Below are 13,333 nucleotides of genomic sequence, written 5' to 3' on the forward strand. Positions count from 1 at the left end.
TCTTACAATGCAAAAAAAACAACCGTCATTTTATACGGTTGTTAAGAATTGCTATTTACTTACTTTAATAATAGTACCTTGGTTGATTTTCAATAAGTCTTGAACATTTATTTTAACTAATGAGTTTTCGGAACCACCACCAGTATATATGTAATCCATATTTGTCACTTTCGGATCAACTAAAAAATTTGCTTGAAAACCAAAAGAAGGAACTCCACCTGGTGGGAAACCTGTACGTTCAATAATTTCATTTCCATTAGCAAGTCTTGGCTTTTCTATTTTTAATGATTTTGCAACACGAGTTGTACTAGCTCTATTGTTTCCTTTCACAATAGCTACTATTAATTCATTATTAGAGTCAATCATGCAAATATTTTTTACAAAATCGTCTTCCGAACCATTAACTGCTTCAGCAGCCTCTTTTACAGAGTGGCAAGATTGATTAAATACAAAGTGCTCAGCTTTTACATTGTTAGAGTTTAAAAATTCTTTAACTATAGTTTCATATGAATTCATAAAGGCCTCCTTTTAATAATCTTATTTGTGTAAATATTAGCACAATAATGCGAGTTTTAATACCATTCTACTGAACAATATGAGGAAAGTAACTATAAAATATAAAAAGGGTCACCAGGCTGGGTGGGCGACCCTTAAATCGGAAATGTTAATATCCAGTATTCAAGAAAGTAGCGCCGACAATAATTAGAAGTATAAATAGCACAACAATTAAGGCAAATGCAGAACCATTACCATATCCGCCACCGGAGTAGCCGCAGTTATTAATGCCACCAACATTTCCACCATAGTATCCCATAAAACACACCTCCTTTCTACAATATATAATATGTTAGCTGTAGAGAAGGAATGGGGTGTTAAACTATTCAGCTATAGGCATTAAAAAATATATTTTTGTGAGATAAGAAAATAAAAAAGAGGGTCACTTGGGATAGGAGTGACCCTTAGTAAAAAGTTTCGGAGGTGTAAGGCTAAATTAGCTTTACCTTACTATTATTATGATGTGATAGCTGTATTTGTATAGTGAATTGCCTGTGAAATAGATTTAAAAATAAAAAAGCCGTAGCGTCGTCACACGCTACAGTAAACTAATGAACAATATAAGGAAAGAAACTATTAAAAGGGTCACCGAGCTCCCTGTTGAGGGAGGCCGTGACGGTCAACTAACGCCACAACTTAATAAGTGCATGCGATACACTCAGTATTAATTTGTGCAAATTGAAGTTACCTATACATTAAAAAAGCTGTAGCGCGTCACAAGCTACAGTAAACTAATGAACAATATGAAGAAAATGCGAAGTAAGGGAGCTACTAAAATGAGAAACGTAATTTTTGATGTAACACAAGAAACAGTTCAAAAGATGGCAGGACAGATTACAAAAATAATCCTGATAGCATTTTAGTTTTTGCGCCATGGTCTGGTAATTGCTCTGTACATGCGCCAAGTAAAAATGACCACTTGAAAGAAAATGTGCAGCAGCATTAAAAAAAGCGTTGTTATAAAGCAACGCTAAATTCAATCAATAAGGAAAGTGCACAGAAGGATGATGTTTGTGTACTGTACGTTTTTAACTGTCTACCCATACTTCTACCTTATAATCGATACCTACATCTTTAAGAGATTTCTCAAAGTATTTTTTTACTTTTTCTTTGTGTTGTTCATTATCCATACGAATTGTTAGTACTTTTTCTTGTCCACTCCCGCCTACTGCATGGACACCATATTGTTCAAAAGCATATGAAACAGTTTTCGATTCAATAAATTCATCCATTTGGGATTGAAGTTCATTAGCAGTAATATATATATCATCCTTTTTAATAAAGTAAGACATTCCACCGACAAGTAAAACTGCTGATATTAAAAGTATTCCTATAACTTTTTTCATCTCAAGCCCCTTTTAATTTTGTCCTATATCAATGTTTTTTCAAAAATATAACATTTATAGTTTCATTATACACATGTAATGTCGGGAGTGAAATAAAACTAACATTTCGATCATTGAAGGATATCTTAGTATGATTGCGGACGTATGTGTTTTGTATTAGTGAAAGGTCAAAAATATGAAAGTATTAAGTATTCAAGGGGCAAGTTTAAGGATACAGCTCTTATTATGATGTGAGTGAAGGTTAAGTTCAGGTGAATAAGAAATTATTTACTGTACAATATGAGCAAATTACGCATTGGAGTAGATGAAAAGTTAGGTTAGAGCAACAGAAAATAGGGAGTAACTAAAAAAGCGACGCACTCCCTCCAAGAAGAAACGTCGCAAATAGCCGAAAGAAGGAGGGAAAGCCCACCATTTTTCATTAAATATTCTAATGCATCTGATAACCAAAGTAAATAAGAAAAGCCGCAGCGTTTGTAAACGCTACAGCAGATTAAAGGTTTCCCCTTTATGCGTGTTCAATATTATTATACCATAATTGGGATATTAATACAATGTAAAATATTTCGCCATTATTTACCCTGTTAATAAAAAAGCCGTAGCGTCGTCACACGCTACAGCCCAGAATTGGTTTATGCCCTTTTAAGGCTTGTCAGATAACAGTAGTATATCATAAACAACTTAGGGGGCAATCCTAATGGGCAAACAAGGGCAAAAAGAATTAAATCGTTATCAGTTGGACAAGGCAATCAAGAAGTATCATGACAACATGTGTAAGTATATGAGAATGAAGGATGCATTAGATTCTTTGACTGTTGCTGGATCTACAGCTGCATATGGAATTGAAGCGACTATGCCGAAAGCTGTCGGAGGTAACAGTGATCCAGTGCATGCACATGTTCAAATTAGAGCTTCACGTGAGGTACGAATCAACAAAATCAAAAATGAATTGATTGTGGTGCAAAATCTAATCGACAAGGTTTATGGTGATATTGAGCAAGAGGTGCTTTACTGGTTGTTAGAAGTCATGCCTTTCCGATGGATTGGAGCAAAGCTTAACATGAGCCATACAAGCGTACAGCGCATACGTGAGCGTATTTTAGACATGATGTTGAAGTGATCTTCGGAGTTTTTTTATTGGCACATCTAACCAACAAAGGAGTGGTTAAATAAAGATTAATTGGATTAAATTAATTTTGTACTTGAATCTCCAGTAGCGTCACCTTTTATGATGAATTTAGTTACTTAATTAAAAGGTAACAACTAAATAATTTACGCTATTGGAGGCACAGTATTATGAAAAAAGAGAGTCTATTAAATAGGGGATTGGCAAGTTTAATGCATTTGTTCTCGCTATTACTAACTTTTGTTTTACCTATATTAGTATACTTGATATCAAAGAATAGAAATAAATATTTTTCCGACCATGCAAAAGAAGGAATGAACCTTCATTTTACTTTCTTCCCAGTTTTTTTGTTACTAACTTTTATTTCTAAAAAATGGAGCGCGGCTGCCGTTCTTTCTTTTGCACTTATTATACTTGAAACAATATTGATTATAATTGCAGCAATTTATACTTTAAAAGGAAAAAAGTTTTCTTACCCAGTTATACGTTACTTTAAAGTCTGAAAAATCAAGGGTTTTTAAGTTTCAATATAGGAACAAGAGGAGTGGGTAATTTGTCTGGAAAAGGTATATTTACTATTGGAGCACTTGTGCAAAAGTCTGGTGTTAGCATTAGAACACTAAGATATTATGACAGTATAGGCCTACTTAAGCCAAGTGATTATACAGAGGGTGGACATAGACTATATTCAAAAGAGGATTTAACTATTCTACAAAACATTAAATCCTTGCAGTTTCTTGGATTATCCCTAAAAGATATTAAAATCATGCTTCAAAAAAACACCGTTAAAGGCGAGACAATATTAAAATCTTTAAAATACCAAAAGCAGTTATTTGAAGCAAAAAAACTTGAGATTATTAATATTTTATCAGATTTAAACCATCTTATTGAAACAATAGAAGATGAGGAAATCATAAATATTGAAATATTTTGTGCTATGCTTCAAAAATTAATGTTTGAAGAAGATACAGAAAAATGGTTTAAAGAGCACTTTTCTAAAGATATAACTGATGAATTATTTAATATAAATAAATCCGAAGAAATCGATTTAGATAAAAAATGGACTAAAGTTTTATCTGAAATCAAACATTTAACGTTTACTGATGCTATACCGTCTTCGAAAGAAACACAAGAAACTATTGAAACACTTCTACTGCTTATGGATGAAACCTTGAAAGGAAATTTGGATTTGGTTGAAGAAAAGCTACCATCCACAGAATCATTTTCATTTCCAAATCCTTTTACAGAAAAGGAACAAGAATTTTTAAAAGAAGCTATGGAGTTTTATAAAAATAATTCAAACTAATTTAATTATCGTCTAGTGAGACAACATAATGTCTGATACAAATGTGCCAAGTGTTTCAGATGTTCCAAAGCTTCTATTTTCTGCATACGGTAATGTAAACTTGGAGGTAGGAACGGGCTGTAAAGGTTTCCTACCTTGGTATTTATATTAGAGAAAGACAGACCGACGACCGACCTGCGCTGACAAAACGTTCAGCGAAGAAGCGACAACATGGCCGGCCCCACTTTTATATTAGATTAGGTATTTCTAATATATATAAAGAGCCAAAAACGGAAAAAGGAGTGGTTTTTATGTGAACTTCGTCCACTTTCCATAATTCAGTCAAACTTACTAAAACAAACTTACTGAGCAACAAGTGCACGGAAATGCACTATAAATAAAACACAACGCTTTACTATAATAACGTGGTGTAGCTTTATCACGGTTTCGCAATGAGCTAGCCCGACAGATAAATATTTTACCGCAAAGGAGAGCCTTACACATAGCTTGGGGTAGCCCATAAATTAAAAGTTTGGGCAGAAGATAGTGTAGTGTTTAGAAGAAATTCGAAATAATTGACTTATTACATATAAAAATGGATAAACTTTTCACCATAGTCGGAAATGGAAATATTTTTATACACAGGGCTTTGACCAACATAGGTATCGGAGAAATAGAAAGATTGTAATAAATCAAGTGACTCCAATCGACTAGAAGCTCCTTGTCGTAAGCTTGGTTCTATTTCATTAATAGTATCTTTTATATGTTCACTGAATTCGCTGTAGCTAAGTAAAATTTGAAACTCTAGTAAAGTAATAGTTGATAAAGTTTCTAGTAGTAGTATACGTTATCATAATTATTAGTAGTAGTAGTGGGACTTTGAACTAATTGCAAAAAAAGTTTTTAAAATAGTTGGGTTTTTTAAAAGAGGACTCTTTTTCAACCTCGTCATTTAATCTTTCTAAAATTGCAATTAAACTTTCTTCATCATGTTTATCAAAAGCACATATCGTAGATTCCAGATTGTTCATTTGCATTGAAAGTTCTTCGTAAAAAGATTCAATTCTTTTAAAACGTTTTTCTTGTTTTGTGGAAAAGTAAGCGGTAGATAATGAACTTCCGATATACGGTACAAGTTGCAGACTAGTCTCAACAGCAATTTGCAACTTATCTTTTGAGGTTAATCTTTCAATCATAAAAAAACTCCTTTCAATTGATATAAGGAAATATTAACATAATAAATAACAAAGGGAATAATACCCAGTGTAAATATGTCTGTATAAGGCGAGGGAGCTAAAATGAGAAATAGTAAAAATCAAATTCTGAAATCGACCGACTATTGTGATTTGCTAAAGCAAGGGAAAGTTGAAGTTGAGTCATCTGTATATGCAATAGAAGAAATATATGTTAAAGAGAAGAAAACCAAAGAAATAAGATTTGCCTATTATAAGAAAAATAGTGATGGAAAAGAGCATTTTGTTCCAAGACCATTAGATTTAGAAGAAAAACATTTAATTCTACTATTGAAAGAAGGCATAAAAGAAGGAATAATTTCAAGAGATAGTCTAAACAATTTGTAATCGGAAAATACTAGTTAAAAGTGAATCTTAAAGGCACTCTCAAACCAGACTTTTCTAAAATGAGGCAACTCTTTAGGCAGTAAAAAAAGAGCAAACGATAAAAAAGTGGAGGCATGGGAACTACTACGAAAACAAGTACAAGATCATGCCAATACCATTAAACTATATGTTAAAGTACCTCTAAATCAGAATCAGTATGATGAGCTTGCTTCTTTCCAGTATAATCTTGGTCGTCACATCCTAAAAAATAGCGCACTATTAAAAAATGATCGTCAATGGGATAAAGCGGGAAACGAGATGTTACTTTATTGCAATGCTGGTGGTATGCTAAACAGATTGCAAAAAGTGCCATTTTAGCAGGGAAAATAAGCTTTACTACATTTCATGGTACAACTTAATAAATGTTTAAGACCAAGAAGCTTAATAGCCGTCTTGGTCAGTTTTTAATTCATGATTAAAATGTTACATAACAATCTTCATCTCTGTCTGGGGCAAAATATTGAAATTCTCTTATCCCGTGTTTTTCTTGTAAATATTCTTTTACTATCTCTACATCTTTACCAAAAGTATGGAATGGGTTACTTTTAAATATTATTAAATATGGAATCTCTTCAGATATAGAAGCATTTAATATTTTTTTATCATCGTAGTGAAAATGGGCTCTCCATCCACTATAACAAATCAAATAAGTTCTATCGTCTCTTAGTCCGCATTTGTCTTCATAAGGAACAATGTTAACATTATCATTTATTGAAAATGATTCCACTTTTCCTTGCTCTTATGTAATAAATTTTTATTACATAGTGCATTTTAATGGGAAGTTTTGATTAAATACATAGTAATTTAAATACAGAGATTCATTCTACGTATACGGAATCATACGTATGGTAGTGTGAGAGGTCAGTAGACTCCTATCATTAATTATGACAAACTCTCCATAACTTCTTGAATAAAAGAGTCTCTATATTCAGAGTCAAAAATATAAACACCTTTTTCATTCGAAATTTGCAGTATTTCTTCAATCTTTGATTTATCATTCTCTTTAAAGGCTTTTTCAACATATTGCAAATCCTTCTTGAAATGTTGAATAAATGTATCCCCTTCTCTTTTAATATCGATAGCAATAAAATCAAAAGATAAAAATGTTTTCGTTGGAATAATAATTGTATCAAAAATATAATTTAGAGCTTTCAAAGGAACATAAGAAATGTCCTCTTTATATTCATATTTCTCGATAATAGGTAAAACTTCATTCACTAGTCTTTGTATTTCTTTAACATCACATACTTGGGTATATTCTAAGTCATTGACATTAATAATATCTTGTATTTTATCATATTGTTTTTGAGCCAACAGTTGTTTAAGATATAGGATTTCTTCTTTGAGTTTTAAGCGTTCTTTTCTAGATACTTTCCTATAATCGATAACTGCATCTTCAAGTTGTTCCCACTCAATCAGTGGGTAAAAATGAGCTTGTAAAAAATACTTAGTTTCATCAAGGTTTTCCATTCAGATAACTCCCTTATTCATTGTATTCTATTAACGGCGCCGTGAAGATAATGTAAAATCCTTCTTCAGAAAATCCTGATTTCTCCAAAATAATATAACTTTTTGTTAGATCTGTATACTTTTGTTTTGTGCGTTGTGAAATGCCATAGCCAATCGGATATTGATGGCTAGAGTCTAATCTAATGCGTCTACGGGAATCACTAGAGTCTTCCCATAACCATTGAGCAATTTCTTCACTATGCATATTCAATATTTCATTGACAATTTCAATAGCCATATCTCTGTTATAAAAGCAAGTAATATCATTAAATGAAATTCTTATATTTTTTTCTAGTTCTTCGTTGGGTAAATCATAGAACATTATTTCTCTATTTGATATCATTCTTTCAACTCCTTTAAAACGTATAAAAACTATGTTAATAAACAATAAACAAAACTTCAAGATTTTGTTTATTTAACCAATGGATATGCTGTTTTCACGATAAAGCCATATTCATTACTAGCATTTTTCTCTAATACTACTAAACCTGTATTAAGTTTGTCAGATTTCACATATGAATTCTTTTTATTATTATATTTAAATCCATACCCTAAAGGGCTATTTGATTTGTGGGTACCGGAAGCATAGTCACGTGTAGTATTACTTTTTAACCAAGAAGCAATCTTATCAGCATCTTTTACTAAAACAGTATTAATAAATTCATTCATTACTTTATTACTTGAAAATTTACTAGCACCTTTTTTGGCTTTGGTTCTAGATCGATTTTGTAATGCTTCATCTGTAATTTCTAGATGCGTTGTTTTTGTGTGTCCGCGATCTTTACCTTCAGATGCGTTAACAAGTTTTCTCGTATCCTCTATATCCATTTTTCGGATTTTTGCAGCAGATGTTTTAACTAAAGCATCCGTTAATTTTTTTGCAGTAGATTTATTTAAACTAAATTTATCTATAATTACATCAGCAAATTTTTTCAACTTGCTAACACTTGGTCCAGGAACTAAGTCAACTAAAGCCAATGCAATATCTGCAACTTTTGATTTAGGATCTACTATTGTCTGATAAACATTATAAATGTCTTTTGCAGTGCCAACTCCAGGGATAAAATCAGTTACAATATCAAAAACAGTTCCTGCAATATCCCAATATTTATTATTTGAAGATTTAGCCGCAAATAGTTGTCTTGACTCTCCTGAAATTTCAACGGTATCTAACGATGCTGTTCTCACACCGTTCATGCTATTGAGATTGTTAAGTGTAAGCATTGTACTACCAATACTAGATGAATCAACACCATAAAAAATTTGATAACCAGTATCTGATCTAATATTAGTTGAATTGTTAGAACTTGAATTAGATGATTCACGGTTAGCAATTTGTGACCTTACTCCATTTTCTAGTGCAGATTTTGATTTAGTTATAACTTGTTTAGGATTGTATTTACTATCTTTAGAGGAATTACTTGTGTTTGAGTTTGATTTTTTTTCTAAGGCAATTTTCCTCATGACTTTTGTGACTTTGTTTGTGTCAATATCATATGTACTAATTTTTTTACTAGGACCGGGAATACTTCGAACCATATACAGAACCACCTATAATTTATTTTTTTACAATTTTATTACAAAAAATAGTATATGTTACCAAAGTTGTAATAGCAAATCATTTTTATGTGTGTAAGTTTGTGTTTTAAGTACATTTATTCTCTTTTAGGTGAGGATATCAAGAAATAAGAATATAGAAACTTTTGAGAAAATATGTAATTATATGACAAATAAAAGGGCTTTTGGATATATAATTAGAAATAAATGTTGGGTCTAATGGTGTAAAAGGGTCCGCTGGATTTCGTGACAAAGGGGTTATTATTTAACTTCAAGACATACCAACAATTCAAAAAGAGATACTATATTCGTAAGTAGTATCTCCTTTCGAATTTTTAATCTTCCAACAGCTTCGTAAATTTAACATGCATTTTTTCAGTAGCAACTGCTCGCATCCCAGAAGTAACATGCAAATAAATCTTCGTAGTAGTATCAGAATTTTTATGCCCAACCCGACTCATAATGAAGTTTAAATCCACACCATCCTCTGCCAGTAGACTAATATGTGTATGGCGGAGGATGTAGGTGTGGAACTGTTTGTTGATGTCTGTGATGTTTCCAAGGCATCGGACGGTTTGGTTGAGCATTTTGACGGTAGGAGGTATGCCTTCCTTGTCACCGAATGCAAAATCAGACTCTATCCATTCACGATCTTCACACCATTTGTAGAGTTGTTTCAATTTTTCTACCACAATATCATCAATATCCACGGAGCGGATGCTGCCAAATGTTTTTGGGGGAGTGAGCTCGAAGTCACCTCTAATGCTTTTTTTAGCATACACCGTTTTATTGATATGAATAATCTTCTTCTCCAAATCGACATTTAGGGCAATTGCTTCTCCTGGACGCATACCTGTAAAGGCGATTGTGTAAATCAATGTGCGATACATGATATTACGGCGTTTGTCCACGTAACTTAAAAATTCCTTCAATTCATTTGTTTCTAAATAAAGCTTCGCTGTTTCCTCAGTAATAACATTCTCTAACGTCATTTTTTTCTTCGGTACAAGAGTAGCTTCCACAGGATTCATCTCAATTAATCCAGTTTCTTTTGCATAGGCAAAAATCATTTTGGCAGCATTGTGAGTACCACGCAGCGTATTAAATGCTGTACCATTTTCAAATAGGTGATTGAGAGCACCTATTTGAAAATGGTTGTAATGGCTGTCATTTTCTTTTTGGCTAAGTAACGATTGAGTAGGGCAATGCAGTAGGCACGATGTTCATTAGTCGTTTCCTTATTGCCTTTCATTCTGTAGAGCTTCAACCAATCTTTACTAAACTCATCAAACGTTATTTTTGCATCAACGGTATATGCTTTCTTTAACTCAGCAATTGCGTTTTCCACTCTTTCACGAGCTTTGCTTTTACTTTTACCAATTTAGTTTCTCAACATCCTTCTTATTGCAAAGAGGGAGAGACTTATACCATTGCTGTAAAGAGGGGTTATGTGTAAACGGCTCTTTTAGTGCAGGGTTGTAAGCTGAAATATGCAAATAACCCGCAGCCTCAATCAGCTTCATGTAGTCGTATTTATATGCGTTTGCGATTTGATGTAGCGTTTCTGGTGTTGGCTTTAGGGGCTTACCTGTACGCCAATCAGTTCCTTTTTCTAACATGGACAAATAAGAATACGTAATTTCCATTCGTTTCGCTGCATCACGTAAGCCCTCGTCACCACGAAGCTCCTTCAATAATTCACCTAAGCTCACATCCTTCTCCTCCATTCCATTTGTTTTGAATGCTTATTTATGTGCATGTCTATCTTTTTATGAATATAAAACAGCTGCATCTCACAGGCTATTCCAATTCAGCATAATTGTTTATTGCTTATGTATTGCTCCAATCGTTTTACTGCAAAATCGTATTCGACATTAAATAGTATTTGTACATATTCGACTTTAAGGGCACTTGCATTAGAGTGCTCCAGTTCATCAAGCATGAAGGAAGGTATACAGGCATGATACATGAAGTTGTTTGCCTTATTCTCTTGGTACTCATGGAATAGGGGAGTCATACGCCCTTGGGGATTGATGGGATTAGAACTTTAAAAGAACTGGTTGATAATGCTGAGGGTTATATTCTACAAAATGCCATAATTGAAACTATTTATTTTACATCAAAGAAACAAAATAATAAGCTTCTATTTATAGAAGATGATAATCCTTTTGTTCTAAACCCTGTAATAGATAATGAAATGGCAAATTTTGCAGATGAAAAAATGCATGAGCTTGTCACAGAGAGCCTTACCAACAAAAAACTATTTGGGATAATAATTAAATTTTTCTCTCAGCAAGAAGTAGAAAATTATATATATGATAATAATGCTTTCACAGATTACATTTTTAAGATATTTAGAGAGACGTCCATTAAAATAAATAGAAAAGTCATTAATAATTTTGAGAAATTAATTAATACAGCCAATTTAACAGAAGAAGAATATCAGAAGTATTTATTTAATCATCCAGTGTTAATAGATCCATTGGCTAAAGAAATAATTCCAAAACAACGCCTAGGTTCAGACTATATAACTGATTTTGTAATTAGAAAATTTAATGATGAATATGTATTAGTAGAAATTGAAAAGCCAACTACACCTATTTTCACTAAAGCAAATGATTTTACTTCTCACTTTACACATGCCTTGGGTCAAGTGTTAGACTTCCAAGATTGGGTGGAAAGAAATATCGCATATGCTAATAATCTAATGCCTTCAATAACAGCTCCTAAGGGATTATTAATATTAGGAATGATGTCAGTCCTTACTGAAGAACAAAAAAGGAAAATAAGGAGATTTAATATAAATAATCAAGGAAAAGTTAGAGTCTTAACCTTTGATGAAGTATTAGAAAATGCACGAAAGCTTTATAAAAATTTAATAGAATAAAATTTCAAACTGTAACAGATTTATGTTCTTACATAAGCATAATAATAGGTGTTAAATTAAAAAGTTCATCTAATTTTATTGACATTTAAAATGTTATTCTTATAATAGAATGGAATTATCTTCAAATATAGGTTTAGCCCCTCTAGCTCAGTTGGTAGAGCGCACACCTGATAAGTGTGAGGTCGGTGGTTCGAGTCCATCAAGGTATGCAGTCCATATTGAAAACGAAAGCGAACATTATCCTATTCAATTAATGTGTCGCGTTTTAAAGGTACCTAAAAGTATGTATTATCAGTCTTTCCACAAGAAACCAAGCGTGTACGAAGTTGAAAACAAAAAAATTACAGTACGTATTTGTGCAATTCACAAAGAAAGTGATGGACGATACGGTGCGCCGAAAATACATGTACAGTTACTCAAAGAAGGCGTGAAAGTCAGTATTAAACGCGTACAACGACTCATGAAAAAAGCTGGTATTCGCTCGAACATCACAAAAACGTACCGTCCGACGCCAACGCAGAAACCTGTGGAAGAACGAGAAAATGTACTCGAACAAGATTTCCATACAACGACGGTTAATGAAAAATGGGTAGCTGATATTACATATATTCATACGATCCGCGATGGATGGTGCTACTTGGCGTCGGTTCTTGATTTACATTCGAAGAAAATTGTAGGTTATAAATTCGCACGAAAAATGACAGTAGATTTGGTCGTTGAAGCATTGGATCACGCTGTACAAGCTCAAAATCCAGCCCCAGGATTGATCATCCATACCGATTTAGGTACGCAATATACGAGTGAAACATTTCAAGAAAAACTAAAGAAACATGAAATGATTCCGTCGTTCAGCTCATTAAATTATGACAAATTCTCCATAACTTCTTGAATAAAAGAGTTTCTATATTCAGATTCAAAAATATAAACACCTTTTTCTTGCGAAATTTGAAGTATCTCTTCAATCTTTGATTTATCATTCTCTTTAAAGGCTTGTTCTACATATTCCAAATCTTGCTTGAAATGTTGAATAAATGTATCTCCTTCTCTTTGGATATCGATGGCGAAAAATGGATAAGATAATGATGTTTTTGTTGGAATTATTATAGTTTCAATCATATATTTTAGACTTTCTAATGGAATATAAGAAATTTCTTTTTTTAATTCGAATTTTTCAATAAGAGGTAAAATTTCATTCACAAATCTTTGCATATCCTCAATATCAGTTAATTTTGTACCTTCTAAATCATTGTTCACAATAATTTTTTTTACTGTTTTAAATTGATTTTGATCTAACAAATTTTTTATATATAAAATTTCTTCTTTGAATTTAATTCGTTCCTCTTTACTTATTTTTCGGTGATCAATAACTGCATCTTCTATCAAATCCCAGCCAATACCCTGGAAAAAATGTGCGTCTATAAAATACTTTATTTCTTCTATAACTATCAT

At 32.5% G+C, this 13,333-nt stretch carries 19 protein-coding genes, 1 tRNA gene and 1 pseudogene; 9 read left to right on the plus strand and 12 right to left on the minus strand.

Going from position 1 to position 13,333, the window contains the following annotated elements; all coding sequences use genetic code 11:
* Positions 1-51 precede the first annotated feature (51 nt).
* The 3 genes from ACQKOF_RS13650 to ACQKOF_RS13660 form a co-directional block, all read right to left on the minus strand.
* The gene (locus ACQKOF_RS13650; RefSeq protein WP_427557843.1) at positions 52-516 is read right to left on the minus strand and encodes an aminoacyl-tRNA deacylase; all 465 of its coding nucleotides are present in this window, start codon (positions 514-516) and stop codon (positions 52-54) included.
* Between the two features lie 148 nt (positions 517-664).
* Complete coding sequence (locus tag ACQKOF_RS13655) at positions 665-814, minus strand: YjcZ family sporulation protein (RefSeq protein ID WP_427557846.1); 150 nt, start codon at positions 812-814, stop codon at positions 665-667.
* 769 nt (positions 815-1,583) lie between these two features.
* Positions 1,584-1,901 (minus strand): hypothetical protein, encoded by a 318-nt coding sequence (locus tag ACQKOF_RS13660; RefSeq protein ID WP_427557849.1) that lies wholly within the window; start codon positions 1,899-1,901, stop codon positions 1,584-1,586.
* 697 nt (positions 1,902-2,598) lie between these two features.
* Between ACQKOF_RS13660 and ACQKOF_RS13665 the strand changes: the two genes are divergently transcribed.
* The 4 genes from ACQKOF_RS13665 to ACQKOF_RS13680 all read left to right on the plus strand — a co-directional run bounded on the left by ACQKOF_RS13665 (position 2,599) and on the right by ACQKOF_RS13680 (position 4,484).
* The gene (locus tag ACQKOF_RS13665; RefSeq protein WP_427557852.1) at positions 2,599-3,021 is read left to right on the plus strand and encodes a hypothetical protein; all 423 of its coding nucleotides are present in this window, start codon (positions 2,599-2,601) and stop codon (positions 3,019-3,021) included.
* Positions 3,022-3,197: 176 nt separating this feature from the next.
* Positions 3,198-3,530, plus strand: a complete 333-nt coding sequence (locus ACQKOF_RS13670; protein ID WP_427557855.1) for a DUF4870 domain-containing protein — start codon at positions 3,198-3,200, stop codon at positions 3,528-3,530.
* Between the two features lie 50 nt (positions 3,531-3,580).
* Complete coding sequence (locus ACQKOF_RS13675; protein ID WP_427557858.1) at positions 3,581-4,333, plus strand: MerR family transcriptional regulator; 753 nt, start codon at positions 3,581-3,583, stop codon at positions 4,331-4,333.
* Positions 4,334-4,361: 28 nt separating this feature from the next.
* Positions 4,362-4,484 carry a hypothetical protein gene (locus tag ACQKOF_RS13680; RefSeq protein ID WP_427557861.1) on the plus strand — a complete coding sequence of 41 codons (123 nt, stop codon included), beginning with the start codon at positions 4,362-4,364 and terminating at the stop codon, positions 4,482-4,484.
* Positions 4,485-5,196: 712 nt separating this feature from the next.
* Here ACQKOF_RS13680 and ACQKOF_RS13685 read toward each other — a convergent pair.
* The gene (locus tag ACQKOF_RS13685) at positions 5,197-5,508 is read right to left on the minus strand and encodes a hypothetical protein (RefSeq protein ID WP_427557864.1); all 312 of its coding nucleotides are present in this window, start codon (positions 5,506-5,508) and stop codon (positions 5,197-5,199) included.
* A gap of 102 nt (positions 5,509-5,610) precedes the next feature.
* On the opposite strand from ACQKOF_RS13685, the gene ACQKOF_RS13690 reads away from it, so the two are divergent.
* On the plus strand, positions 5,611-5,892 hold the full coding sequence (locus tag ACQKOF_RS13690; RefSeq protein WP_427557867.1) for a hypothetical protein: 282 nt from the start codon (positions 5,611-5,613) through the stop codon (positions 5,890-5,892).
* A gap of 105 nt (positions 5,893-5,997) precedes the next feature.
* The gene (locus ACQKOF_RS13695; protein ID WP_427557870.1) at positions 5,998-6,249 is read left to right on the plus strand and encodes a glycoside hydrolase family protein; all 252 of its coding nucleotides are present in this window, start codon (positions 5,998-6,000) and stop codon (positions 6,247-6,249) included.
* Between the two features lie 97 nt (positions 6,250-6,346).
* On the opposite strand, the gene ACQKOF_RS13700 is transcribed toward ACQKOF_RS13695, so the two are convergent.
* The 7 genes from ACQKOF_RS13700 to ACQKOF_RS13730 form a co-directional block, all read right to left on the minus strand.
* On the minus strand, positions 6,347-6,658 hold the full coding sequence (locus ACQKOF_RS13700; protein ID WP_427557872.1) for a hypothetical protein: 312 nt from the start codon (positions 6,656-6,658) through the stop codon (positions 6,347-6,349).
* A 155-nt stretch (positions 6,659-6,813) separates the two neighbouring features.
* The gene (locus ACQKOF_RS13705; protein WP_427557875.1) at positions 6,814-7,401 is read right to left on the minus strand and encodes a hypothetical protein; all 588 of its coding nucleotides are present in this window, start codon (positions 7,399-7,401) and stop codon (positions 6,814-6,816) included.
* A gap of 13 nt (positions 7,402-7,414) precedes the next feature.
* Positions 7,415-7,783: an RNase A-like domain-containing protein gene (locus ACQKOF_RS13710; RefSeq protein ID WP_427557878.1), complete on the minus strand. Its 369-nt coding sequence runs from the start codon at positions 7,781-7,783 to the stop codon at positions 7,415-7,417.
* Between the two features lie 68 nt (positions 7,784-7,851).
* Positions 7,852-8,979 carry an RNase A-like domain-containing protein gene (locus ACQKOF_RS13715; RefSeq protein ID WP_427557881.1) on the minus strand — a complete coding sequence of 376 codons (1,128 nt, stop codon included), beginning with the start codon at positions 8,977-8,979 and terminating at the stop codon, positions 7,852-7,854.
* 353 nt (positions 8,980-9,332) lie between these two features.
* Positions 9,333-10,067 (minus strand): site-specific integrase, encoded by a 735-nt coding sequence (locus ACQKOF_RS13720; RefSeq protein ID WP_427557884.1) that lies wholly within the window; start codon positions 10,065-10,067, stop codon positions 9,333-9,335.
* Between the two features lie 71 nt (positions 10,068-10,138).
* Positions 10,139-10,345 (minus strand): hypothetical protein, encoded by a 207-nt coding sequence (locus ACQKOF_RS13725; RefSeq protein ID WP_427557887.1) that lies wholly within the window; start codon positions 10,343-10,345, stop codon positions 10,139-10,141.
* 25 nt (positions 10,346-10,370) lie between these two features.
* Entirely contained in the window at positions 10,371-10,709 is a 339-nt protein-coding gene (locus tag ACQKOF_RS13730) for a helix-turn-helix domain-containing protein (protein WP_427557890.1), read from the minus strand.
* Between the two features lie 311 nt (positions 10,710-11,020).
* On the opposite strand from ACQKOF_RS13730, the gene ACQKOF_RS13735 reads away from it, so the two are divergent.
* The 3 genes and pseudogenes from ACQKOF_RS13735 to ACQKOF_RS13745 all read left to right on the plus strand — a co-directional run.
* On the plus strand, positions 11,021-11,884 hold the full coding sequence (locus ACQKOF_RS13735) for a Shedu anti-phage system protein SduA domain-containing protein (protein WP_427557893.1): 864 nt from the start codon (positions 11,021-11,023) through the stop codon (positions 11,882-11,884).
* 140 nt (positions 11,885-12,024) lie between these two features.
* Positions 12,025-12,092, plus strand: a tRNA-Ile gene (locus tag ACQKOF_RS13740).
* Positions 12,090-12,773, plus strand: a pseudogene (locus tag ACQKOF_RS13745) (IS3 family transposase); the annotation flags it as partial. The gene ACQKOF_RS13740 and the pseudogene ACQKOF_RS13745, both read left to right, overlap by 3 nt.
* On the opposite strand, the gene ACQKOF_RS13750 reads toward ACQKOF_RS13745, so the two are convergent.
* On the minus strand, positions 12,746-13,333 hold the full coding sequence (locus ACQKOF_RS13750) for a hypothetical protein (RefSeq protein WP_427557895.1): 588 nt from the start codon (positions 13,331-13,333) through the stop codon (positions 12,746-12,748). The pseudogene ACQKOF_RS13745 and the gene ACQKOF_RS13750 overlap by 28 nt on opposite strands.

It is taken from the genome of Lysinibacillus sp. NPDC093190 (genome assembly GCF_050280425.1).
GTDB lineage: Bacteria > Bacillota > Bacilli > Bacillales_A > Planococcaceae > Lysinibacillus.

Bases quoted from the DNA above. Each gene is read 5' to 3' on its own strand.
- ACQKOF_RS13650 (WP_427557843.1), bottom strand. From the start codon at position 516: ATGAATTCATATGAAACTATAGTTAAAGAATTTTTAAACTCTAACAAT.
- ACQKOF_RS13655 (WP_427557846.1), bottom strand. From the start codon at position 814: ATGGGATACTATGGTGGAAATGTTGGTGGCATTAATAACTGCGGCTAC.
- ACQKOF_RS13660 (WP_427557849.1), bottom strand. From the start codon at position 1,901: ATGAAAAAAGTTATAGGAATACTTTTAATATCAGCAGTTTTACTTGTC.
- ACQKOF_RS13665 (WP_427557852.1), top strand. From the start codon at position 2,599: ATGGGCAAACAAGGGCAAAAAGAATTAAATCGTTATCAGTTGGACAAG.
- ACQKOF_RS13670 (WP_427557855.1), top strand. From the start codon at position 3,198: ATGAAAAAAGAGAGTCTATTAAATAGGGGATTGGCAAGTTTAATGCAT.
- ACQKOF_RS13680 (WP_427557861.1), top strand. From the start codon at position 4,362: ATGTCTGATACAAATGTGCCAAGTGTTTCAGATGTTCCAAAGCTTCTA.
- ACQKOF_RS13685 (WP_427557864.1), bottom strand. From the start codon at position 5,508: ATGATTGAAAGATTAACCTCAAAAGATAAGTTGCAAATTGCTGTTGAG.
- ACQKOF_RS13690 (WP_427557867.1), top strand. From the start codon at position 5,611: ATGAGAAATAGTAAAAATCAAATTCTGAAATCGACCGACTATTGTGAT.
- ACQKOF_RS13705 (WP_427557875.1), bottom strand. From the start codon at position 7,401: ATGGAAAACCTTGATGAAACTAAGTATTTTTTACAAGCTCATTTTTAC.
- ACQKOF_RS13710 (WP_427557878.1), bottom strand. From the start codon at position 7,783: ATGATATCAAATAGAGAAATAATGTTCTATGATTTACCCAACGAAGAA.
- ACQKOF_RS13715 (WP_427557881.1), bottom strand. From the start codon at position 8,979: ATGGTTCGAAGTATTCCCGGTCCTAGTAAAAAAATTAGTACATATGAT.
- ACQKOF_RS13720 (WP_427557884.1), bottom strand. From the start codon at position 10,067: ATGATTTTTGCCTATGCAAAAGAAACTGGATTAATTGAGATGAATCCT.
- ACQKOF_RS13750 (WP_427557895.1), bottom strand. From the start codon at position 13,333: ATGATAGTTATAGAAGAAATAAAGTATTTTATAGACGCACATTTTTTC.